The organism is Kineococcus rubinsiae, from assembly GCF_011839805.1.
Taxonomy (GTDB): Bacteria; Actinomycetota; Actinomycetes; order Actinomycetales; family Kineococcaceae; genus Kineococcus; species Kineococcus rubinsiae.
Genome location: NZ_VWPY01000014.1, coordinates 26,260 through 48,442, shown reverse-complemented (window position 1 = coordinate 48,442; position 22,183 = coordinate 26,260). Strand labels below are relative to the sequence as shown.

Below are 22,183 nucleotides of genomic sequence, written 5' to 3'. Positions count from 1 at the left end.
GGGGCGGAGGTCCGCGTGTCGAGGTCGACACACGGGGTCGCGGGACGGTGTCAGCGCCGACACCGCTGCGGCACACCGGATCCGTAGCGTCCTGGGGGTGGCCGCAACGGCGGCCACGACCCGGTCGGGGAACCGACACCTCTGAGGAGAACCACCATGCGTGGAAAGACCATCGCCGCCGTCACCGCCGTCGTCGCCGCCGCCGCCGCCGGGATCGCCGGTGCCGGAGCGGCCTCGGCGTCGACCCCCGCTGTCCCGACGGCGACGCCGCTGCACTTCGCCGCCGGCGCGACGTCGACCCACGTCAGCGGTCGCGTCGCCGCCCACGGCGACCGCCGCTACACCTTCTCGGCGCGCGTCGGGCAGACCGCGACGTTCCACCTGTCGCGCAGCACCTCCGCGATGACCTGGACCCTCGTCGGCCCGACCGGCCCGTCGGTGCACGACGCGGCCAGCCCGCGCCAGAGCGACTTCACGTACCGGCTCCCCGAGAGCGGCACCTACTACGTCGACATCGTCTCGACCCGCTCCGCGAGCTACGACCTCTCCCTCGCCATCCCGGCCGGCACCAGCGCGGCGACCTCCGAGCGGGTGATCCGCTTCCCGGCCGGGGCCACGGGGACCACCGTGTCGGGGCAGGTGCCCACCACGGGCACTGCCCGGTACCGCTTCGACGCCGCGCGGGGCCAGCGCGCCGTCGTCACGCTGCAGGACTCCTCGCCCGACGCCACCTGGTCCCTCGTGTCGCCCGGCGGCTCGCCGCTGCACGGCAGCATGAGCGAGCAGCAGGCGCGCGCCTCGGTGACGCTGCCCGAGACGGGCACCTACTGGCTCGCGGTGAGCTCGCCCGCCGGCAGCACCTACGCGCTGTCGGTCTCCATCCTCCGTCACTGACACGCCGCGCCGCCCGGTCGAGGGACCGGCGGCGCGGCCGGGGCCTGCGCCGGAGGGGAGCGCAGACCTCCTCGGCGGGCGGTCGCTCACCAGCCCCGGGCGCGCCACTCCGCGAGCTGCGGGCGTTCCGCGCCCAGCGTCGTCGGGGCGCCGTGGCCCGGGTGGACGACGGTGTCGTCGCCCAGCTCGTCGAAGAGCCGGGCCGTGACGTCGTCGAGCAGGGACGTGAAGTCGCCCGCGTCGCCGCGGGTGTTCCCGACGCCGCCGGGGAACAGCGAGTCGCCCGTGAACACCCGGTCGGGGGAGCCGCGCAGGACGAGCGCCACCGATCCGGGGGTGTGACCGCGCAGGTGGCGCACGAGCAGGCGGAGCTCCCCGACCTCGACGACGTCCCCGTCCTCGAGGCGCCGGTCGACCGCGACCGGCAGGGCGTCGGCGTCGAGGGTGCCCGCGGCGGTGCCGGCGCCGGTCGCCGCGACGACGGCCTCCAGCGCCCCGACGTGGTCGGGGTGGCGGTGGGTGGTGACGACGAGGTCCAGGCGCCCCGCGGGGTCGCCCTCGCGCACCAGGGCGAGCAGGGCCTCGGGGTCGGCGGCCGCGTCGACGAGCAGCTGCGCCGAGGTGGCCCGGCAGGTCAGGAGGTAGGCGACGTTGTCGGTGGGCCCGACGTGCGCCTCGCGCAGGTCGAAGGCGTCGGTGCGGGTCACGAGGTCGCTCACGGGTGCGGTCAGCGCTCCAGCAGCTCACGCTGCGACGCCGGCCGCGCGGCGGCGGTCAGGTCGATCACCCGGTGCGCCGGGGCGTGCGCCCGGGTGCGCCGGCGCAGCAGGGCGCCCGCGAAGGCGAGCGCCGCGGCGGCGTAGAAGAGCGTGCGCTCGGGCTCGCCGGCGGCGGCGAACGCCCCGGCCAGCAGGGCACAGCCGACGGCACCGATCAGGTGCACCAGGTCCATGAAGGACGACCACACATCCACCCGTCGATGGTGATCCTCCGTGGCCGATCCTGCACAGCGGGGCGGGGCACGCCACCGGCCTGGCGGCCCCCGTCCCGCTCTCCGTCACCGGAGATCGCTGAGAGTCACCGCCCGTCGAACACCCGCAGCAGCCGGGCGACCTCCGCCCGCACCGCGTCCCGCCCCGGGGCGAGGTACTTGCGGGGGTCGCTGAGGCGCGGCTGCTCCGCCAGGACGCGGCGGGCCTCGCCGGTCATCACCTGGTTCAGCCGCGTCCCCACGTTGACCTTGGCCATGCCGCGCGCCACCGCCCGGCGCAGGCCCTCGTCGGGGACGCCGGAGGAGCCGTGCAGCACGAGCGGCACGTCGACCGCGGCGGCCAGCGCGCCGATGAGCTCGTCGTCCAGCACCGCGTCCCGGCTGCTCATGGCGTGGGAGGAGCCCACGGCCACGGCCAGCGCGTCGATCCCGGTGGCCGCGACGAAGGCCGTCGCCTCCGCGGGGTCGGTCCGGACGCCCGGGGCGTGGGCGCCGTCCTTGCCCCCGACCTCGCCGAGCTCCGCCTCGACCCAGACGCCCGCGCGGTGGCAGCGCTGCGTGACCGCGGCGGTGCGGGCGAGGTTCTCGTCGTAGCTCAGCGCGGCGGCGTCGAACATCACCGAGGGGATGCCGAGCGCGAGACCCTCGTCGATCAGCGCCTCGTCCTCGACGTGGTCGAGGTGCACCAGGACGGGGACCGTCGCGGCCGCGGCCATGCTCAGGCAGGCCAGCGCCAGCGGGGCCAGCGCGCCCCGGTAGCGCACGGCGTTCTGCGAGATCTGCACCACCACGGGCAGTCCGGCGTCCTCCGCACCGCCCACGACGGCCTCGGCGTGCTCGAGCAGGATCACGTTGAACGCCCCGACCCCCCGCCCGGTCCCGCGCAGCCCTCCGACGACCTGCGTGCCCTCCGCCTTCACCGGCGTGCCCCTCTCTCCTCGTCCAGCTCCTCGACCTCCACCAGGTCGAGCCAGCGTGCGCGCGCGCCGGTGTCGACCTCGCCCGCCACGGGCCGCAGCACGCACGCCGCGGACGTCGCGACGACGTCGGCCAGCACCGCGGGCCACGCCGCGACGCCGGCGCCCAGGTGGCGGGCCAGCGCCGCGGCGGCCGCGTCGCCCGCACCCGTGGGGTTGCCCGCGACGACCTCGACGGGCCGCGCGTGCCAGGCACCCTCGGGGGTGACCGCGACGACGCCCTGCTCGCCGAGCGTGGCGAGCACCGCCGCGGCCCCGCCGGCCAGCAGGTGCCGGCCCGCGCCGAGGACCTCGCGCAGGTCCCGGGCGGGGGCGCCCACGAGGTCGGCGAGCTCGTCGCGGTTCGGCACCAGCACGGCGCCGACCCCGGCCGCGGCCCGCAGCGGGGCCCCGGACAGGTCGGCGACCACGGGCACGCCCGCGTCCCGGCAGAGCTCCGCCAGCCGGGCGGGCAGGTCCACCGGCAGGCCCGGGGGGACGCTGCCGCTGATGACGACGGCGTCCGCGCCCTGCGCGAGCTCCTCCACCAGCACGGCCGTGACCGCTTCGGCGGTGCCCTCCGCGGCGGGGCCGCCGGGTTCCTGCAGGCTCGTGGTCGTGCCGTCGGCGGCGACCACGGCGACGGTCCGCCGCACGGCCTCCAGGGCGAGGACGAGGCGGTGCGGCAGGTGGAGGGCGTCGAGCCCGGCCTCGAACTCGTCCGGTTCCCGGGCGGCGGTGAGGGCCACGACGACGGCCTCGCCGCCGAGCGCCCGGACCACCGAGGCCACGTTCACGCCCTTGCCGCCCGAGCGGGAGCGCACGCCCCGCACCCGCACGGTCTCGCCCACGGTCAGGGCGTCGACCGCGTAGGTGACGTCGACGGCGGGGTTCAGGGTGACCGTGAGGACGCGGCCCGCCGGTGCGGTGGGGGCGCTCACCCGACCGGTGTGCTTCCGCCGTCGGTGCTGCGCTGGCGGGCGGCGACGTCCTGCGGCAGCTCGACCGCCGCGCCGGCGTCCTCACCCCGCTTCTCCGACGTGTAGACCATGACGGAGGAGCCGACGAGGGCCAGCAGGATGCCGGCGGTCTGGAACCCCGAGGGCAGCGTGCGGTAGACGATCAGCGACAGCACGATCGTGAGCACGGGCGCCATGGCGTTGGTGACCGGGGCGACGACGGAGGCCCGGCCGCGGCTCATGGCCATGACGAGGAACAGGGCGCCGACGGCGTTCAGCACCTGGGTGCCGGCGGTCAGCGCCGGTGCCTCCCAGGGGAACTGCGTGGGCAGCCCGCCCGACATCACGAGGGCGACCGGCACCAGGACGAGCCCGCTCACGGTCATCCACCCGAACGTCGTGGCGTCGTTGACGCCGACGGTGGCGGCCTTGCGCATGTAGAAGGCCTGCACGCCCCACGCGACGCAGACCAGGGCGGCCAGCAGGAGGTACGGCCCGGTGGAGGCGTCGGAGTCGCCCGAGGAGACGGAGAACAGCACGATCGCGACCAGCGCCAGGACGACGCCGACGGCGGTCAGGCGGGACAGCCTCTCCCGCAGCGCGAACAGCGCCATGAGCACGGTGATGGCGGGGGACAGCGCGACGATCGGGAAGATGATGTAGGCGGGGCCCATGGTGAGCGCCTTGAACAGCAGCAGCTGCCCGCCGGCGCCGGTGAGCCCGACGACGAGCCCGTAGCGGGCGGCGATGCCGCGCCGGTCGAACGTGGTGCCGCGCAGGGCGAAGAACGCCGGGATGAGCATGGTGAACGCCCAGATGACGTAGACCATCCCGTCCGGGTAGCCGTACCGGCTCGTGGGCTGGCTGGAGAACGCGCCCCACACGCCCCAGAACAGGACGAGCAGTGCGGCGTAGGGGATCCAGCCGGTCTGGCGCGTGACGCCGGGTCCTGACGTGCTCATGCCTGACGACCTTCCTCATCGAGGTGCTCGGACTGCAGACGCCGGACCTGACCGGCGTCCAGGGGGTTCCCCGCGAGCCGCGCGGCGTGCACGGCGGCACCCAGGTGCGGCGGGAGCAGGGGGTCGCGCAGGTCGTAGCGGTCGCCGTGGCGGGCCACGGCCGCGCGGAAGGAACCCCGCACGTGGGGGTTGGTGAACATCCCGCCCGAGAAGGAGACCGGGATGCCGTCCGCTGCCCCGAACCCGAGGCGATCGGCCTGGACGTCCACGAGCAGCGCGAGCTCGCGGCCGGCCTCGGTGAGGATCGCCAGCGCCGCGGGGTCACCGGCGTCGGCGGCCTCGGCCACGGCCCGGCTCAGCCCCGCGACGTTCCCGCGGTCGCCGTGCCAGCGGTTCAGGACGACGTCGACGACGTCGAGGTCGGTCGTCAGGTCCAGGCTGCGGCGCACCGCGTCCTGCAGCGGCCCGCCCGGCAGGCGGCCGTCCGCCATGCGGCTGAAGGCGTTCAGCCCGCGCACGCCGACCCAGTAGCCGGAACCCTCGTCGCCGAAGACCTCGCCCCAGCCGCCGGCCCGGGCGGTGCGCCCGCCGTTCTCGCCGTAGGCGATGGAACCGGTGCCCGCGACGACGTTGATGCCGTCGACGCCACCGAGGGACCCGGCCCAGCCGCACACCATGTCGTTGCCGCACGCGTAGCGGTCGGTCCCCAGGACGCGGCCGGGCACCGCGTCGAGCTCGGGCACGTCGGCGCTGACCTCGCCGTAGGCGGGCAGGCCGAAGAACGCGTGCGAGATCTCGCCGGGGGTGGTGCCGACGGCCCGGCAGACCTCCTCGACGCCCTGCCGCAGCAGGGGTTCGACGATGCCGATGCCGCTCATCAGGTAGTAGGTGCTCGCGGTGCGGGTCTGGGTCAGCAGCTCCCCGTCGTCGCCCAGCAGGCAGAACGCCGTCTTCGTGCCCCCGCCGTCGACGCCGAGGTACACCTCAGGCCTGCCCGCGGGCGGGCAGCGGGTGGATGACGACGCCCTGCACGACGCGGTTGACCTCGCCGCCGGGGAAGGGGTTGTCCGGGGTCAGGCCCGCCGCGACCGAGCACGCGAGCGCGGTGACCTGGGCGGGCAGCACGGCGACCAGCGCCCACGCCGCGTCGCTCCAGCCGGCGGGGCGCGGGACGCGCCACGCCGTGGCCCCGGCGGTGGGGGCCTCGGCGTCCACGACCGCCACGCGGCCGGCCCCGAGCGAGGCGACGAGCTCGGCGGCGATGTCCTCGTCGTAGGAGCGGGTGTAGGCCTCGCCCGAGAGGTAGACCACGGCGAACGTGGCGTCGTCGAGCACGGCCTTGGGGCCGTGCCGGAACGCGAGCGAGGAGTCCCCGAGGGCGAGCGTCCCGCCCGCCGTGAGCTCGAGGCACTTCAGCGCGGACTCGTGCGCGAGGCCCTTGAGGGGGCCGGACCCGAGGTAGACGAGCCGGCGCGGCGCGGTGGTCGCGACGGCGGTCGCGAGGTCGACCACGCCGGCGAGCACGGCTGTGCCGGCCTCGGCGAGGGCGTCGACGTCGACCGGGTGCCCGAAGCACAGCAGGGTCGCCAGCGCCATCGAGGTGAACGAGGACGTCATGGCGAAGCCCCGGTCGTTCGACGCGGGCGGCAGGGTCACGACGACGGCGTTGCCCGCGGCGGAGAACCGGCGGGCCAGCTCCCCGTCGGCGTTGCAGGTGATCACGAGGTGGTGAACGGCCGGGGCGAGCGCGTCGACGATCTCCGCCGCGGCCACCGACTCGGGGCTGTTCCCGCTGCGCGCGAAGGAGACCAGCAGGACGGGGTGGTCGCCGGCCAGCACGGCCTCCGGGCCGGAGACGAGGTCGGTCGTCGCGACGGCCTCGACCCGGCGGCCCAGCTGCCGGCTCAGGTCGGGCGCGACGACCTCGCCGGCGAACGCCGACGTCCCGGCGCCCGTGAGCAGGACCCGGGTGCGGGGGTCGGCCAGCGCCGCGGCCAGCAGGCGGTCCACGTCGGCCCGGCGCTCCTCGACGACGCGGGCCGTCGCGCGCCACACCGCGGGCTGCTGGGCGATCTCCTCCCCGGTCCACGTGCTGGTCAGGAGGTCGTTCTCTGCTGCCATCGGGAGTGCCTCTCTGCTCTCGTCGCCGTCGCGGGGACGCTACTGGTCTGCAACTGGGCGGTCAATGGTCTGTGCTGGTTCGTCTGCCGGGCCGCGGGAGGGCCGCTGGTACGTTCGCCCGCGTGGGTGCACGTGAGGTGAGGGCTCTGCTGACCCCCGACGAGCTGCCCCTCTACCTGCGCCTGGCCGAGCGGTTGCTGGCCGACCTGCAGGCCGCGGACGGGGAAGGCGGCGCCCGGCTGCCGTCGGAGCGCCAGCTGGCCGAGCGCTACGAGGCCTCCCGCGTCACCATCCGCGCCGCCCTCGGGGAGCTGCGCGAGCGGGGCGTCCTCGTCTCGCTGCCCGCCCGCGGGTGGGCGCTCGCGGCCCCGCCCGGCGTGCGGGAGGAGGCGCGGGGCGCCCGGGTCCTGGGGTTCAGCGACCTGGCCGGGCAGCGCGGCCTGCGCACGCGCAGCCGGGTGCTGTCCTCGGCGGTCCGGCCCGCCACCGTCCGCGAGGCCGAGCTGCTGCGCACTGTCGCCGGCGCGGAGCTGTTCGAGCTGCGGCGCATCCGGTACCTGAACGACCTCGTCATCGCCTTGGAGCACAACCGGTTGCCGCTGGCCGTGGCACCCGCCATGGCGACGACGGACTTCACGGAGACGTCGCTGTACGACGTGCTGCGCGCGGCGGTCCCGTCGCAGGCGCCGCGCTACGCGGACTACTCCGTCGAGGCGCGCCACGCGGAGGGCGACGAGCACGAGCACCTGGAGCTGTCGGGTCCCGTCCCGATCCTCGCGGCGACCCAGCTGACGTTCAACCAGGCCGGCGTGCCGATCGAGCTGACGTTCCAGGCGTACCGGGGCGACCGGTACACGTTCCACGCCTCCATCACCGACTGACCCCTCGGTGATCGTGCAGGGAGACCCTGCACGAGCACGGAGGGGTCAGATCGCCTTGCCCGGGTTGAGGATGCCGAGCGGGTCGAACACGGCCTTGACCGCGCGCTGCAGGTCGAGGGAGTCGTCCCCGACCTCCTCGCGCAGCCAGGCGCGCTTGAGGATCCCCACGCCGTGCTCGCCGGTGAGCGTGCCGCCGAGGCCCAGCGCCAGCGTGAACACCGCGCCGGCCGCCTCCCACGCCGGGCCCTCGGTGACGCTCTCCCCGCGGGGGACCACGACGATGGGGTGCAGGTTCCCGTCGCCCGCGTGGGCGACGGTCGCGATGCGGACGCCGGTGCGCGCCGAGATCGCCGCGATCCCCTCGACCGCGGCGGCGAGCTGCGAGCGGGGGACCGCGACGTCCTCGATGAACACGTCGCCCGTGAGCTCCAGCGACGGCAACGCGGCCCGGCGGGCCTCGAGGAGCCCCGCGGCCTCGACGGGGTCCGTCGTCGAGCGGTGGTGCGGGGTGAACCGCCCGACCACGGCGCCGAGCGCCGCGATGTCGGCCTGCGCGCCGCGGCCGTCGCACTGCGCGAGGAGCATCGCGGACCCGCTGCTGCGCAACGACGTCCCGCGCGCGGCGTCCACCGCGAGCAGGGTCGCCTCGTCGAGCAGTTCCAGGACCGAGGGCTGCAGGCGGGCCGCGGTGATCGCCGCCGCGGCCGCCGCGGCGGTCCCGACGTCGGCGAAGTGCGCGGCGAGCGTGGCGGTCTCGTCGGGTCGCGGCCGCAGCCGCAGGGTCGCGCCGACCACGACCGCGAGGGTCCCCTCGGAACCCACGACGAGGCTCGTGAGGTCGTAGCCCGCGACGCCCTTGACGGTCTGGCGGCCCGTCCGCACGCGCCGCCCGTCGGCGAGGACGAGGTCGAGGCCGAGCACGGACTCGCGGGTCACGCCGTACTTCGCGCACCGCAGCCCGCCGGCGTTCGTGGCGATGTTGCCGCCGATCGAGCAGTAGGCGGCGCTGGCCGGGTCCGGCGCGTAGAACAGCCCGTGCTCGTGGGCCGCGGCGTCGAGGTCCCCGGTCAGGACACCGGGTTCGGCCACCGCGACCTGGTCGGCGGGGCGGATCTCGAGGATGCGGTCCATCCCGGACAGGTCCAGCACCACCTCCCCGGCGTGGGCGGAGGCGCCCGCCGCGAGGCCGCTGCCCGCGCCGCGCGGGACGACCGGGACCCGGTGCGCGGTGGCCCAGCGCAGGGTGTCGACGACGTCCTCGACGCGCGTGGCCCGCACGACGCCGTCGGGCAGCGACGCGGGCCGGTACCCCGAGCGGTCGGTGGCCACGGCCTCCCGGTCGGCGGTCCCGGTCAGCAGACCGGGCAGCACGTCGGGGGCCGGCGCATCGGTGGGGACGGGCGGGGCGGTGTCGGGACGGGCCACGCGCCGACAGTAGTTCCGCGTCCGCCGCGTCGTCCGGAACCCCTCAGCGGTTCCGGTCGACCGGCCCCGTCACCGCGCGGTAGGTGCGCTCCAGGGACTGCCGGGCGGGTTCGCCGAGGCGCTGGACGACGGTGACGTAGAGGCAGTCGACGACGAGCAGGGAACCCGTGCGGCTCGCCATCGACCCCGCCCGGTAGGCGGTCTCGCGCCCCGCGGCGAGCAGGACGTGGGACGCGGCCGCCGTCAGCGGCGAGGCGGCCGTGCTGGTCAGGGCCACGACCGTCGCCCCGCGCGCCGCGGCCTCGCGGGCCGCCCCCACCACGTCGGCCGTGCGCCCGGAGTGGCTGACGGCGACGAGGACGTCGCCCGGCCCGAGGCCCGCCGCGGAGACCAGCGCCGCGTGGCCCTCGGTGCGCGGGCGGCACACGACGCCGACCCGGCCCAGCCGGTGGTCGAGGTCGAGGGCCACCACGGCGGAGGCGCCGATGCCGCAGCAGTCCACGACCCGCGCGCCCGCCACGGCGTCCGCGGCCGCCGACAGGGCCGCGACGTCGAGGGTCCGCGCGGTCGCGGCGATGGCCTCGGCCTCCACGGCCGCGAGCGTGGCCACGACGTGCGCGGGGTCGTCGGCGTCGGTGAGGGTCCCCGTGAGCAGGCCGAGCGCCGGGGGCGCCGTGCCCGCCACGGCCGAGGCCGCGAGCGCCAGCCGCAGCTGCGGGTAGCCCGCGAACCCGAGCGCCCGGGCGGTGCGCACGACGGTGGCCTCGCTGGTGGCCGCGCGCCGCGCCAGGTCGGTGACGGTGAGCTGCGCGCACGCGCCGGGGTCGTCGAGCATCGCCTGCAGGACGCGGGAGAGCGAGGCCGTCGCCGAGGGCAGGGCCGCGAGGAGGTGGGCGTGCAGCGCCGCGGGCCGTGGGGCCTCCACCGCACCCCCGCTCCCGGCGCCGGACCCGCGCCGACCCTGGCGCTAGTTTTCGTGGACCGATAGCATCGTGTCAACTTCCTTCACCACGGCTGGAGCCCCCATGAGCACCCCCGTCCTCGGCCGCCTGGTCCGCGCGGAGATCGCCGAGCAACCCGCCGTGGCCGAGCGGGTGCTCGCCTCCGCCGGCGGGGAGCTCGCACGCCTCGCCGCGGTCCTGCGCGAGGCCGCCCCGCGCGCCGTCCTGCTCACCGCCCGCGGCACCAGCGACCACGCCGCCCTCTACGCCAAGTACCTCGTCGAGGTCGGGCTCGGGCTGCCGTGCGGGCTGACGTCCACGTCGACGCTCACGGTCTACGGCGCGCAGCCCGACCTGCGGGGCGTGCTCTGGATCAGCATCAGCCAGTCCGGCGGGTCGCCCGACCTCGTGGAGTCCACCGCGGCCGCCCGCCGCGCCGGCGCGCTCACCCTGGCCGTCACCAACGCGCCCGACTCCCCGCTGGCCCGCGCCGCCGAGCACCACCTCGACGTGCACGCGGGCCCCGAGCTCGCCGTCGCCGCGACCAAGAGCTACACCGCGCAGCTGCTCACCCTGTGGCTGCTCGTCACGACGTGGCGCGGTGCGCCGACCGCGGCGGCCGCCGCGGTGCCCGGCTTCCTGCAGGCCGCCGTCGACGCGAGCGACGTCCCCGACGTCGCGTCCCGCTACCGCTTCGTCGACCGGCTCGTCACCACGGCCCGCGGCTACTCCTACCCGACGGCCCGCGAGGCCGCGCTGAAGCTCATGGAGACCTCCTACCTGTCGGCGCAGGCGTTCTCGGCGGCCGACCTCATGCACGGACCGCTCGCCATGGTCGACGCCGACCGGCCCGTCATCGCCGTCGTCGCGGAGGGCCCGGGCGGCGAGGCGATGGCCCCCGTCCTGGCCGCGCTGCGCGACCGCGGCGCCGACGTCTGCGCGGTCGCCCCGCCGCACCTGGCGACCGACGCGACGGTCCGCCTGAGCCTGCCCGCGGGCATGCCGGAGGACCTGGCCCCCGTCGTGCAGATCGTCCCGCTGCAGCGGCTCGCACTGGAGATGGCCGTCGCCCGGGGCCTCGACCCCGACGCGCCCCGCGGGCTGCGCAAGGTGACGGAGACGCGGTGACGACCGTCCTGGTCGAGCACGGCACGGTCCGCACCGGTCGCCGCGTCCTGACCGACGGCTGGGTCCTGCTGCGCGACGGGGTCGTCACCGCGCTCGGCGAGGGGGCCGCGCCGGCGCCGGACCGCGCGGCCGCCGAGGTCGTCGACGCGAGCGGCGCCACCGTCGTGCCCGGCTTCGTCGACCTGCACTGCCACGGCGGGGGCGGCGAGCAGTTCGGCGGGACGGGGGAGGCCGCCGTCCGCTCGGCCCGCACCGTCGCGGCCACCCACCGCGCCCACGGCACGACGACGCTCGTGGCGAGCCTCGTCAGCCGCCCGCCCGCGGAGCTGCGCGAGACGGTGGCGGCGCTCGCGGACCTCGTCGGCGACGGGGTGCTCGCCGGCGTCCACCTCGAGGGTCCCTGGCTGAGCCCGCTGCATCGCGGGGCGCACGACCCGGCGCTGCTGCAGCCCCCGGCGCCCGCCGACGTCGAGGACCTGCTGCGGGCGGGCGGCGGCGCCGTCCGCGTCGTCACGCTGGCCCCTGAGCTGCCCGGCGGCCTCGACGCCGTGCGGCGGGTCGCGGGCTCCGGCGCGGTCGCGGCGATCGGGCACACCGACGCCGACGCCGAGCTCGCGCGCGCGGCGGTCGACGCGGGTGCGCGCCTGGCCACCCACCTGTTCAACGCCATGCCCCCCGTGCACCACCGCGCCCCGGGCCCGGTCGTCGCGCTGCTGGAGGACGAGCGCGTCGTCGTCGAGCTCATCGCCGACGGCGTCCACCTGCACCCGCTCACCGTCGCGCACGCCGCGCACAGCGCCGGGCCGCGGCGCACGGCCCTGGTCACCGACGCGATGGCCGCGGCCGGCGGGGCGGACGGGGACTACCTGCTCGGGGACCTGCACGTCGAGGTGCGCGGCGGGACGGCCCGCCTGGCCCCCGGGGGTTCCATCGCCGGCAGCACCCTGACGATGGACCGGGCCCTGGCCTTCGCCGTGCACGAGGCGGGGCTGGACCTCGACGACGCCCTGGCGGCCGCCACGTCCGTGCCCGCCGGCCTGCTCGGCCGCGCCGACCGGGGCCACCTCGAACCCGGTGCCACCGGGGGGGCGGTGCTGCTCGACGCGGAGCTGCGGGTGCTGCGCGTCCTCGCCTGACGCTCGAGGCCACCCGCCGGGACGACGGGCGGTCCGGCCCTCAGCGGGCGATCATGCCCGCCGAGAGGTCGACGTCAGCGCCGCACAGGCCCGGAACGCACAGCACCGCGACGGTGGCCGTGGCCACCTCCTCGGCGGTGACCATGCGCCGCAGCGCGGCGCGGGAGACGAACTCCTCTTCCGCCTGCGCCGGGCTCGTCCCGGTGCGCTCCGCCTCCCGGGCGAAGTTGCGGTCCATCCGCGGCCCAGCGACGGGGCCGGGGGAGACGGAGTTCACCATGACGCCACCCGGGCCGACCTCGTGGGCCAGCGTGGTCGTCAGGCCCAGCACCGCCATCTTGGAGGCGGTGTACGGCGTGCGTCCCGGCAGGGGGCGCTTCCCGCTGACGGAGGCGATGTTCACCACGTCACCGGAACCCCGCTGCAGCATCGGCGGCAGGAACGCCCGGCACACCAGGTAGGTCCCGCGGACGTTCACGGCGAAGACCTCGTCCCACTCGTGCGGCTGCACGGCCGTGAGGTCGGCGACCGGACCGGCGATGCCGGCGTTGTTGACCAGGATGGAGATCGACTCCCCGGCCAGGTGTACCGCGAGGGCCTCCACCGAGGCGGGGTCGGAGACGTCGCAGGTCGCCACCCGCGCCGTGGGCCCGATCATCGCGGCGGTCTCCCCCAGCGGGGCTTCGCTGCGGCCCACCAGGACCACGCGGGCGCCATGGCCGGCCAGAGCGAGCGCGATGGCCCGCCCCAGCCCGTTTCCGGCCCCGGTGACCAGGGCGGTGCGTCCGCCGACGACCTCGTCGGGGGCCCTCACCGCGTTCCGCGCAGCGACGAGGTGCTGGGCTCACCCGGTACGGCCACCACGTCGATCTCGTCCAGCTCCAGGTGCCGCCGGTCGGGGGCGAAGGAGATCGCGACGATCGCCACCAGGGTGCAGGCGATGGAGAAGACGATGACCGCCCACAGGCTCCCGTCGGTCCATAGCACGAGCGAGGCCGCCAGGGCGGGGGCGAAGCTGGCCAGCAGGATCGAGGCCATCTGGTAACCGATGGAGATCCCGGAGTAGCGCACGGCCGTGGGGAACATCTCGCAGTAGAGCGCCGGCAGGGGGGCGTAGACCATGGCGTGCCCCAGCGCCATGAACACCACGACGCCGAGGACGACGGCCCAGAGCTCTCCGGTCTGCACGAGCGCGAACACCGGCCAGGTGGTGACCACGATGATCCCCGCCCCGATGAGGAACGTCCTGGGGCGTCCGATGCGGTCCGACAGCTTGCCGAAGACGGGGATCAGGGCGATGTTGGCGGCCGCGCCGACCATCGAGGCGGTGAGGCCGTAGCTGCGCGGGGCGCCGAGGGTCGTCGTCACGTAGGAGAGGACGAAGGTGGTGAACAGGTAGTAGTTCCCGGCCTCGGCGAAACGGCCGAAGATCGCGATGAGCAGAGGCTTCTTGTGCTCGCGGAACAGCACGACGGCGGGTGCCTTGCGCTCCTCCATCTCGGCGTCCATCTTCGCCTTCTCCACCAGGAACGCCTCGCTCTCGCTGGCGCGCAGGCGGATCACGAGGCCGACGACGGCCAGCGCGATCGCCATCAGGAACGGCAGCCGCCAGCCCCAGGTCTCGAAGGCGTCCCCCGAGATCCACGCCGACAGCGACATCGCGGCGGTTCCCAGCAGCAGCCCGGCGGAGACGCCGATCTGCGGCCACGAACCGAAGTAACCGCGCCGGCGGCGCGGCGCGTTCTCGACCGCGATGATCGCGGCCCCACCCCACTCACCGCCGACGGCGAAGCCCTGGGTCAGACGCAGCACGCACAGCAGCAGCGGAGCCGCCACGCCGATCTGCCCGTAGGTGGGCATCAGGCCGATCGCGGCGGTCGCGACGGTCATCACCGAGAAGGTGAGGATCAGCGTCGACTTGCGCCCGATGCGGTCGCCGAGGTGACCGGCGATCACCGCACCCAGCGGGCGGGCCAGGAACCCGACGCCGAAGGAGGCCAGTGACACGATCTGACCCACCGCCCCGGAGAGGTTGGGGAAGAACACCGAGCCGAACACCAGCGCGGCGGCCGTGCCGTAGATCGTGTACTCGTACCACTCGACGATCGCGCCGATGGTGCCCGACTGCAGGGACCGGCGGCGCACTTGCTGGGGGGTGAGAGCGGACTTCTCCATCGCGGATCTCCGTCGATCGGTGGGGGAGGGGGAGGGGGTCTTCTCAGGCGGAGGTGCTCTGGAAGTGGTCGCTCCAGGGCAGCGGGGCGCCGGCGTACTTGGCGGCGCGCACGTCGCCGGAACGGGCGTGGCCCTCGAACAGCTCCACGCGCGCGGCGCGCCCGCACAGGGTCCCCAGCCGGGCCGAGGCGTCGGTGTCGCGCACCTCCTGGTAGGTGACGGTGCGCAGGTACTTGCCGACCCACAGGCCACCGGTGTAGCGGGCGGCGCCGCGGGTGGGCAGGACGTGATTCGTCCCGATCACCTTGTCGCCGTAAGAGACACAGGTCCCCTCGCCCAGGAAGAGGGCGCCGTAGGCGTGCATCTTGTCCAGTGCCAGCCGGGGCTCGGCGGTGAGGATCTGCACGTGCTCGAACGCGAAGTCGTCGGCGATGCGGTACGCCTCGTCGAGGTCGTCGGCGACGATGACCTGGCCGTGGTCGCGCCAGGCCGGGCCGGCGATGTCGCCTGTGGGCATGCCCGGCAGGATCTCCTCGACGTGCGCGAGGACCCGGCGGCCGACGTCCTCGCTGGTGGTGATGAGGACGGCGGGGGAGTCGGGGCCGTGCTCCGCCTGGGAGAGGAGGTCGACGGCCACCACGAACGGGTCGGCCGCTTCGTCGGCCACTACGAGAACCTCGGTGGGCCCGGCGAACAGGTCGATGCCGACCTCGCCGAAGAGCTGCCGCTTGGCTTCCGCGACGTAGGCGTTGCCGGGGCCGGCGAGCATGTCGACGCGCGCCATGCTCTCGGTGCCGATGGCCATGGCGGCGACCGCCTGCACCCCGCCCAGGACGTGGATCTCGTCGGCGCCGGCGAAGTGCATCGCGGCGATCGTCGCGGCGGGGATCTCGCCGCGGATCGGGGGCGTGCAGGCGACGACGCGCGGCACACCGGCGACCTTGGCCGTCACGATGGTCATGTGAGCCGAGGCGGTGAGCGGGTAGCGGCCACCAGGGATGTAGGCGCCCACCGCCGCGATGGGCAGGTGGCGGTGACCGAGGAAGACCCCTGGCTCGGTCTCGACCTCGATGTCGGTCAGGGACGCCCGCTGCGCCTCGGCGAAGCGGCGGACGTTGGCCTGCACGGTCGTGATGTCGTCGATGACCTGCTGCGGCAGCGAGGCGATGATCTCCTGCACCTGCTGCTCGTCGAGGCGGAAGGAGGCGGGCTCCCACCGGTCGAAGCGGGCGGAGAGCTCGCGCACGGCGGCGTCGCCGCGCTCGCGCACGTCGGCCACGATGCCACGCACCGTGTCGGCGATCGCGTCGTTGCCGGCGAACGAGGTCGAGGTGGACGTGGCCGTCTTGAGGGGGTGGGACATCTCAGCTCCATCGCGAGTCGTCTGGCGTTCCGGCTGGTGCGTCGTCCATCTTGGATACGTATCCAACAGTGGTGCGAAGGAAGGGGCAGGTGGCGGACCCGTCAACCCCTGGCGTCGGGTGCGCCGCTCGCGGACTCAGCCGGTCGGATCGCCGTTCCACGGCGCCGTGGTGGTGCGCAGCACCAGGTCCACCGGCAGCACCTCGTGGCGCAGCGGCGAGTCCGGGACCTGCAGCCGCTCCAGGAGCAGACGAGCCGCCACCTCGGCGATCCGGCTCAGCGGCTGGCGGACCGTCGTGAGCTGGATGCGCTCCCAGGCGGAGGCCGGCGCGTCGTCGCACCCGACGACGCTCAGCCGGCCCGGGACGTCGACGCCCTCGGCGGCGGCGGCGTTGAGCGCCGCGTGCGCCATCACGTCGTTGTGGCAGAAGAGCGCGCTCGGGCGCTGCGGGCCGGCCAGCAGCTCGCGCACCGCGGCGTAGCTGGCGGCGTAGTCGTAGCCGCCTTGCACCTCGACGAGCTCCGCCCGCGGCGCCCGCTCGGCCAGCCGGGCCCGGAAACCGGCCGCGCGCTGCTCGGCCGTGCTCGCCAGCACGGTCCCGCACACCATCGCGATGCGCTGGTGCCCCAGGTCGAGCAGGTGGTCGGCGGCGAGCCTTCCCGCGGTGGTGTTGTCGGCCTCCACCTGGTCGCCGGGGAAACCCTCGATGGTGCGGTGGCACAGCACGACGGGGATCCCGTGGTCGCTGACCGGCCATGCCAGCGGGTCGTCGCGCACGGCGGAGCTGAACACCACTCCGTCGACCCGTTCCCGGCGCAGCATCGCGAGGCTCTCCTGAGGTGTCGCCACGTCGCTGAGCAGGAGCAGGCGCAGTCCCTGCTCGTGCAGCACGCGCTCCACGGCCCGCACCATGATCGGGTAGAAGGGGTTGGTGAGGTCGCGGATGACGACCCCGACCAGGCCGCTGCGGGCGGCGACCAGCGACCTCGCCGCGAGGTTCGGCTGGAAGTCGTGCTTGGCCAGGACCTCCAGCACTCGGCGCCGGGTCTCCGGGGCGACGCTGCCGCCGTTGAGGACGCGCGAGACCGTCGACTGCGCCACTCCCGCCTCCCGCGCGATCTGGACGCTGGAGACGAGCGGTCGCCGGGCCATGCGTGTCGCTCCTTCGGACCTGGGTGGTGGGTTGCGGCGCAGGGAGTCGAACCGGGTTCAGCCGGGTACCGGGACGACGAGCTGGCGCACGGCGAGGCCGTCGGCGAGCGTGTCCATCGCCTCGTTGAGGTCCTCCAGCCCGATGGTCGCCGAGACCAGCTGCTCCACCGGTAGCCGGCCCTCCCGCCACAGCCGCACGTAGGTGGGGATGTCGCGTGCGGGCACCGCCGACCCCAGGTAGCTCCCGACGATGGTGCGCGCCTCGGCCGTCAACCCCAGGGGCGCCACCTGCGCACGTGCGCCGGGTGCGGGGAGGCCGACCGTGACCGTGGTGCCGCCGGGTGCCGTCAGCTGCACGGCCGTCTCGAAGGCGCGCACGTTGCCGGCCGCCTCGACCACGACGGGTGCCCGCAGTCCCTGCTCCAGCGCCTGCTGCGGCGTCAGGGCCTGCGAGGCGCCCGCGGCGCGGGCGGCGGTCAGCTTGGCCGGCACCGTGTCGACGCCGACGACGCGGCCCGTCCCCAGCGAGGCTGCGGTCATCACTGCCGCCATGCCGACCCCGCCCAGGCCGACCACGACCACGTCGTCCCCTTCCTGCGGCCGGCCCGCGTTGAGCACCGCCCCGCCGCCGGTGAGCACCGCGCAGCCCAGCAGCGCGGCGACCGCCGGCGGCACGTCCGCCTCGACCGGCACGATCGAGCGCCGGTCCACCACGGCGTGGGTGGCGAAGGCGGAGATCCCCAGGTGGTGCTTGACGGGCTGCCCGTCGCGCCGCAGCCGCACCCCCCCACCCAGCAGGTCGCCGGCCCCGTTGGCCACGCTCCCCGGTCCGCACGGCAGCTTGCCCTCGGTGCGGCAGCCCGCACAGCGCCCGCAGCGCGGCAGGAACGTCATGACGACCCGCTGACCGGGCTCCAGGTCCTCGACCCCGGGGCCGAGCGCCTCGACGAGCCCCGCGGCCTCGTGCCCCAGCAGCATCGGCACCGGGCGCACCCGGTTGCCGTCGACGACCGACAGGTCCGAGTGGCACACGCCTGCCGCCTCGATGCGCACCAGGACCTCCCCGGGACCCGGTGGGTCGAGGTCGAGCTCGCTGATCGTCACGGGACGCGAGCGCGCGAAGGGGCGCGCTCGTCCGACGTCCTCCAGCACCGCCCCGCGGATCGTCAGCGACCGTCCCACCGCTCCTCCTCCTGGTCCGCGCGGCCGGCCGGTGCTGAGCCGCGGTCCCCGCCAGCCTAGGTGGCGGGGCACGAGGCGGGGCTGGACCTCGACGACGCCCTGGCGGCCGCCACGTCCGTGCCCGCCGGCCTGCTCGGCCGCGCCGGCCGGGGCCACCTCGAACCCGGTGCCACCGGGGGGGGGCGGTGCTGCTCGGCCCGGAGCTGCGGGTGCTGCGCGTCCTCGCCTGACCCGGGGGGTCCTCAGAGCCCGCCGATGGGCGGCTGCCCCGTGTCGGGCACGAGGATCGGGGTGTCCGCGCGCAGCGTCCGCCCGGCGAAGAAGTCCGTGAGGCGGCGGGCGCACAGCAGCATCAGCGGGATCCCCAGCACGATCATGCCGACGCCGATGACGAAGACCCCGCCGAGCGGGCCGAACACCGTGTAGCCGTAGTCCTTCGCGGCCATGTCGATCGCGCTCTGCACGAACGCCCACAGCATGGCGAGGCCGCCCAGCAGGGGCAGGACGCCGCGCAGCAGCAGGTGGCGCACGGAGGTGCGCAGCGAGGACCGGAAGTACCAGACGCACGCGAACGCCGTGATGCCGTAGTAGAACGCGACGGCGAGGCCGAGCGAGGCGATCGAGTCCTGCAGCGCGTTCTGGCTGACCAGCGTCAGCACGAGGTAGAACCCCACGGCCGCGACGCCCATGACGGCCGTCGCGAACGACGGCGTGCGGAAGCGCGGGTGGACGGTCGCGAACCGCTGCGGCACCGCGCCGTAGACGGCCATGGCCAGCGCCCCGCGCGCGGTCGGCAGGATCGTCGTCTGAGTCGAGGCGGCCGCGGACACGGCGACGGTGAGCAGCAGCAGGAACGACAGCACCGCACCGCCCACCGGGTCGCCCAGCAGCGTCAGGACGTCGTCGGCGTTCTCCTCGTTGCCCAGGCCGATGCCCGTCGTCCCGAACCCCGCGTACGCCTGCACGGCGACCGCGACGAGGACGTAGGTGACGACGAGGATCACGGTGGCCAGCAGGGCGGCCCGGCCGGGGGTCGTGTCGGAGTCGCGGGTCTCCTCGGAGACCGCGAGGCAGGCGTCCCAGCCCCAGTAGATGAAGATGCAGAGGATGACCGCCTCCGCCAGCGCCGACGCGCTGACCCCGAAGGGGGAGAACCAGTCCCACGTCGGCGTCACGGCCTGCGGGCCGGCCTCCCCGCGCGCGACCAGCCAGAGCGCGCCGACCGAGATGATCGCCAGCACCGCGAACTGCAGCAGGATGAGGACGTTCTGGATGCGCTCGGAGATCTGGATGCCCCGGTAGCTGACCCAGGTCATCCCGATGATGAACGCGATGCCGAGGGTGACGCGCACGACCGGCTGCTCGGCCAGGCCGTCCAGGCCCAGGAAGCGCAGCGAGTAGATCGCGGCGATCTCCGCGACGTTGGCGAGCACGATGATGGCGGAGACGGCGACGCCCCAGCCGCCCATCCAGCCCACCCACGGGCCGAACGCCTTGGTGCCCCACGTGAACGTCGTCCCGCAGTCCGGGGCCGCGCGGTTCAGCTCCCGGTAGGCGATGGCCACCAGCAGCATGGGCACGAACGCGACGAGGAACATGGCGGGCGCCTTGTCGTGCACCGCCAGCACCACGTACCCGAGGGTGGCCGCGAGGCTGTACGCCGGGGCGGTGGCGCCGAGACCGATGACGGTGTTCCCCCACAGGCCCAGGGCGCCGGGCTGCAGGCCCTTGCCCCCCGGCGGGGCCGCCGCGGGTTCCGGGCGGGAGACGGGTCCGGGAGGTGGGGTCGCTGCCATGATGCTCCTTCGCGTCGGGCTGCTCTGCGCACGTCGCGGCGGAGACTAGCAGCGTGATCGCTGCCGAGCGACGGATCCCGTCGTGGATCACCCCTCGGACGACGGATCCGCGCGCGCGTCCTTGCCCCCGCGACGGCTGGGGGTCACACTGGCCGCCCGTGCCCCACCTGGAGGTGTCCCCGCTGTGCCGTCCCACCCGCTGATCCCGCTGCGCACCGACGAGTTCGCGCTGAACGTCGAGGTCCTGCGGTCCTCGGGGCGGCTCGCGCCGAGCATGCGCTTCGCCTCCGTCGTCCTGGCGGAGCCGCCCAAGGCGGACGTGCTGGCGTGGACGCCGGGGGACGCGGTGCCGCGCCGCGCGAAGTCCGTCCTTTGGGACCGCAGCGACAACCGGGCCTACGAGGTGCTGGTCGACCTCGTGGCGGCGCAGGTGCTGGCGTTCGAGCACGTCCCCGGCGTCACCCCGAACTTCACGGTCGACGAGTGGCACGAGTGCGAGGTCGCGCTGAAGGCCGAGCCCCGCGTCGTCGCGGCGCTCGCCGAGCGCGGGCTGACGGACCTGGACCTCGTGCTCATCGACGTCTGGACGTACGGCCACGGCGTCATGCCGGAGCAGTACCGCGACCGCCGGCTCGGCTGGTGCGACGTCTGGCACCGGGCCACGCCGCACGGCAACCCCTACGCCCACCCCGTGCACGGGCTGAAGCTCGTCGTCGACATGAACACGTTCGAGCTGCTGGAGATCGACGTCGCGGACGAGATCGCCCCACCCGCGCCGGTGATGGGGGAGTACGAGCCCGAGCTCGTGCCGGAGTTCACGCCGCGCGAGGGCCTGCGTGCCCTCGACGTCTCGCAGCCGGACGGGCCCTCGTTCACGATCGACGGCGACGGGGAGCTGCGCTGGCAGAACTGGTCGATGCGGATCGGGTTCACCTACCGCGAGGGCCTCGTGCTGCACCAGGTCCGCTACGACGACGCCGGCACCGAGCGCGAGATCGCCTACCGGATGTCCTTCGCGGAGATGATCGTGCCCTACCGCGACCCGGGGTTCGAGCACCGCCGCCGCACCGCCTACGACATCGGCGAGTGGGGCCTGGGGTACATGACGACGTCGCTGGAGCTGGGCTGCGACTGCCTCGGGGAGATCCGCTACCTCGACGCCGTCCTCACCGACTCCCACGGGGAGCCGTACACCATCACCAACGCGATCTGCCTGCACGAGGAGGACGACGCGGTCCTGTGGAAGCACGTGGACGCGAACGGCCGCGCGGAGGTCCGCCGCTCGCGCCGCATGGTCGTCTCGTTCCACGCGACCGTCGCCAACTACGAGTACCTCGTCTACTGGCGCTTCCAGCAGGACGGCACCATCGAGTGCGAGGTGCGGGCCACCGGCATCATGGTGACGACCCCGCTGCCCGAGGGCGCCCCGACGCCCCCCTACGGCACGCTCGTGGACCAGCGCACCTACGCGCCGTTCCACCAGCACTTCCTCGTCGCCCGCCTCGACCTCGACGTCGACGGCCAGGAGAACACCGTCTTCGAGATCGACTCCTCCGCGGCGCCGATCGGGCCGGAGAACCCCCACGGCCTCGCGGTCGTCACCACGAGCACCCCCGTGCGCTCCGAGGCGGAGGCCGGCCGCGACGTCGACTGGCAGCGCCAGCGCAGCTGGAAGGTCGCGAGCACGCAGCGCCGCAACGCGATGGGCTCGCCGACGGGGTACAAGCTCGTGTCCACGGCCGCGATCCCGCACCTGTTCGACCCGTCCGCCCCGCAGTTCCTGCGGGCGCCGGTCATCGGCCACGACGTGTGGGTCACGCGCCATCACGACGACGAGCTGTGGCCCGCGGGCGACCACCCCACCCAGAGCGAGGTGGACACGGGCATGACCCGCTGGATCGCCGACGACGAACCGCTCGAGGGCACCGACGTCGTGCTGTGGCACGTCTTCGGGATCCACCACGTCACCCGCCCCGAGGACTGGCCCGTGATGCCCGCGGACGTCGTGAGCTTCCAGCTCAAGCCCGCGGGGTTCTTCGACCGCAACCCCTCGCTCGACCTGCCGCGCACGGGGCGTCCCGCGCACGCGGGTCCCACCCCGTCCTGCCACTGATCCCGCTG

The 22,183-nt window shown here is 75.0% G+C and carries 20 protein-coding genes; 5 read left to right on the top strand and 15 right to left on the bottom strand.

The window, feature by feature from the left end:
- The first annotated feature begins 156 nt into the window (after positions 1-156).
- Entirely contained in the window at positions 157-894 is a 738-nt protein-coding gene (locus F1544_RS09750; RefSeq protein ID WP_167584710.1) for a peptidase, read from the top strand.
- A gap of 86 nt (positions 895-980) precedes the next feature.
- Here F1544_RS09750 and F1544_RS09745 read toward each other — a convergent pair whose 3' ends face one another.
- From F1544_RS09745 to F1544_RS09715, 7 genes are all read right to left on the bottom strand, one after another.
- The gene (locus F1544_RS09745) at positions 981-1,613 is read right to left on the bottom strand and encodes an MBL fold metallo-hydrolase (protein WP_308469981.1); all 633 of its coding nucleotides are present in this window, start codon (positions 1,611-1,613) and stop codon (positions 981-983) included.
- A gap of 8 nt (positions 1,614-1,621) precedes the next feature.
- Positions 1,622-1,867: a hypothetical protein gene (locus tag F1544_RS09740; protein WP_167584708.1), complete on the bottom strand. Its 246-nt coding sequence runs from the start codon at positions 1,865-1,867 to the stop codon at positions 1,622-1,624.
- Between the two features lie 104 nt (positions 1,868-1,971).
- On the bottom strand, positions 1,972-2,805 hold the full coding sequence (locus F1544_RS09735; RefSeq protein ID WP_167584706.1) for a class II fructose-bisphosphate aldolase: 834 nt from the start codon (positions 2,803-2,805) through the stop codon (positions 1,972-1,974).
- A complete protein-coding gene (locus tag F1544_RS09730) occupies positions 2,802-3,782 on the bottom strand; it encodes a 1-phosphofructokinase family hexose kinase (RefSeq protein ID WP_167584704.1) in 981 nt (326 codons plus the stop codon). The genes F1544_RS09735 and F1544_RS09730 overlap by 4 nt, the downstream gene beginning before the upstream one ends.
- On the bottom strand, positions 3,779-4,762 hold the full coding sequence (locus F1544_RS09725; RefSeq protein ID WP_167584702.1) for a DMT family transporter: 984 nt from the start codon (positions 4,760-4,762) through the stop codon (positions 3,779-3,781). The genes F1544_RS09730 and F1544_RS09725 overlap by 4 nt, the downstream gene beginning before the upstream one ends.
- Positions 4,759-5,745, bottom strand: coding sequence for an N-acetylglucosamine kinase (locus F1544_RS09720; RefSeq protein WP_167584700.1), 987 nt, complete (start codon positions 5,743-5,745; stop codon positions 4,759-4,761). Before F1544_RS09720 ends, F1544_RS09725 begins: the two co-directional genes overlap by 4 nt.
- Position 5,746: 1 nt before the next feature.
- Positions 5,747-6,883, bottom strand: a complete 1,137-nt coding sequence (locus tag F1544_RS09715; protein ID WP_167584698.1) for an SIS domain-containing protein — start codon at positions 6,881-6,883, stop codon at positions 5,747-5,749.
- 122 nt (positions 6,884-7,005) lie between these two features.
- Here F1544_RS09715 and F1544_RS09710 point away from each other — a divergent pair, with 122 nt between their 5' ends.
- Positions 7,006-7,764: a GntR family transcriptional regulator gene (locus tag F1544_RS09710; protein WP_208971604.1), complete on the top strand. Its 759-nt coding sequence runs from the start codon at positions 7,006-7,008 to the stop codon at positions 7,762-7,764.
- Between the two features lie 45 nt (positions 7,765-7,809).
- Here F1544_RS09710 and F1544_RS09705 read toward each other — a convergent pair whose 3' ends face one another.
- A complete protein-coding gene (locus tag F1544_RS09705; RefSeq protein ID WP_373368068.1) occupies positions 7,810-9,135 on the bottom strand; it encodes an FAD-binding oxidoreductase in 1,326 nt (441 codons plus the stop codon).
- 97 nt (positions 9,136-9,232) lie between these two features.
- Positions 9,233-10,114 (bottom strand): MurR/RpiR family transcriptional regulator, encoded by an 882-nt coding sequence (locus F1544_RS09700; RefSeq protein ID WP_167584694.1) that lies wholly within the window; start codon positions 10,112-10,114, stop codon positions 9,233-9,235.
- Between the two features lie 100 nt (positions 10,115-10,214).
- On the opposite strand from F1544_RS09700, the gene F1544_RS09695 reads away from it, so the two are divergent.
- Together F1544_RS09695 and nagA are read left to right on the top strand one after the other, a co-directional pair.
- On the top strand, positions 10,215-11,258 hold the full coding sequence (locus F1544_RS09695) for an SIS domain-containing protein (RefSeq protein ID WP_167584692.1): 1,044 nt from the start codon (positions 10,215-10,217) through the stop codon (positions 11,256-11,258).
- Entirely contained in the window at positions 11,255-12,394 is a 1,140-nt protein-coding gene (nagA, locus tag F1544_RS09690) for an N-acetylglucosamine-6-phosphate deacetylase (RefSeq protein WP_167584690.1), read from the top strand. Before F1544_RS09695 ends, nagA begins: the two co-directional genes overlap by 4 nt.
- A 40-nt stretch (positions 12,395-12,434) precedes the next feature.
- Here the strand turns inward: nagA and F1544_RS09685 are convergent, their stop codons facing one another.
- The 6 genes from F1544_RS09685 to F1544_RS09660 form a co-directional block, all read right to left on the bottom strand.
- Positions 12,435-13,208: an SDR family NAD(P)-dependent oxidoreductase gene (locus F1544_RS09685; RefSeq protein ID WP_167584688.1), complete on the bottom strand. Its 774-nt coding sequence runs from the start codon at positions 13,206-13,208 to the stop codon at positions 12,435-12,437.
- The gene (locus F1544_RS09680) at positions 13,205-14,569 is read right to left on the bottom strand and encodes an MFS transporter (protein ID WP_167584686.1); all 1,365 of its coding nucleotides are present in this window, start codon (positions 14,567-14,569) and stop codon (positions 13,205-13,207) included. The genes F1544_RS09685 and F1544_RS09680 overlap by 4 nt, the downstream gene beginning before the upstream one ends.
- A gap of 43 nt (positions 14,570-14,612) precedes the next feature.
- Positions 14,613-15,932 (bottom strand): histidinol dehydrogenase, encoded by a 1,320-nt coding sequence (hisD, locus tag F1544_RS09675; protein WP_167584684.1) that lies wholly within the window; start codon positions 15,930-15,932, stop codon positions 14,613-14,615.
- A 135-nt stretch (positions 15,933-16,067) separates the two neighbouring features.
- Entirely contained in the window at positions 16,068-17,084 is a 1,017-nt protein-coding gene (locus tag F1544_RS09670; RefSeq protein WP_167584682.1) for a LacI family DNA-binding transcriptional regulator, read from the bottom strand.
- 57 nt (positions 17,085-17,141) lie between these two features.
- Positions 17,142-18,254, bottom strand: coding sequence for an alcohol dehydrogenase catalytic domain-containing protein (locus F1544_RS09665; protein ID WP_167584758.1), 1,113 nt, complete (start codon positions 18,252-18,254; stop codon positions 17,142-17,144).
- Positions 18,255-18,508: 254 nt separating this feature from the next.
- Entirely contained in the window at positions 18,509-20,062 is a 1,554-nt protein-coding gene (locus F1544_RS09660; RefSeq protein ID WP_167584680.1) for an APC family permease, read from the bottom strand.
- A 184-nt stretch (positions 20,063-20,246) separates the two neighbouring features.
- Here F1544_RS09660 and F1544_RS09655 point away from each other — a divergent pair, with 184 nt between their 5' ends.
- Positions 20,247-22,175 carry a primary-amine oxidase gene (locus F1544_RS09655; RefSeq protein WP_167584678.1) on the top strand — a complete coding sequence of 643 codons (1,929 nt, stop codon included), beginning with the start codon at positions 20,247-20,249 and terminating at the stop codon, positions 22,173-22,175.
- Positions 22,176-22,183 lie beyond the last annotated feature (8 nt).

Excerpts from the sequence above, each read along its gene's own strand:
- F1544_RS09750 (WP_167584710.1), top strand. The coding sequence starts at position 157 with ATGCGTGGAAAGACCATCGCCGCCGTCACCGCCGTCGTCGCCGCCGCC.
- F1544_RS09695 (WP_167584692.1), top strand. The coding sequence starts at position 10,215 with ATGAGCACCCCCGTCCTCGGCCGCCTGGTCCGCGCGGAGATCGCCGAG.
- F1544_RS09725 (WP_167584702.1), bottom strand. The coding sequence starts at position 4,762 with ATGAGCACGTCAGGACCCGGCGTCACGCGCCAGACCGGCTGGATCCCC.
- F1544_RS09660 (WP_167584680.1), bottom strand. The coding sequence starts at position 20,062 with ATGGCAGCGACCCCACCTCCCGGACCCGTCTCCCGCCCGGAACCCGCG.
- F1544_RS09680 (WP_167584686.1), bottom strand. The coding sequence starts at position 14,569 with ATGGAGAAGTCCGCTCTCACCCCCCAGCAAGTGCGCCGCCGGTCCCTG.
- hisD (WP_167584684.1), bottom strand. The coding sequence starts at position 15,932 with ATGTCCCACCCCCTCAAGACGGCCACGTCCACCTCGACCTCGTTCGCC.
- F1544_RS09670 (WP_167584682.1), bottom strand. The coding sequence starts at position 17,084 with ATGGCCCGGCGACCGCTCGTCTCCAGCGTCCAGATCGCGCGGGAGGCG.
- F1544_RS09715 (WP_167584698.1), bottom strand. The coding sequence starts at position 6,883 with ATGGCAGCAGAGAACGACCTCCTGACCAGCACGTGGACCGGGGAGGAG.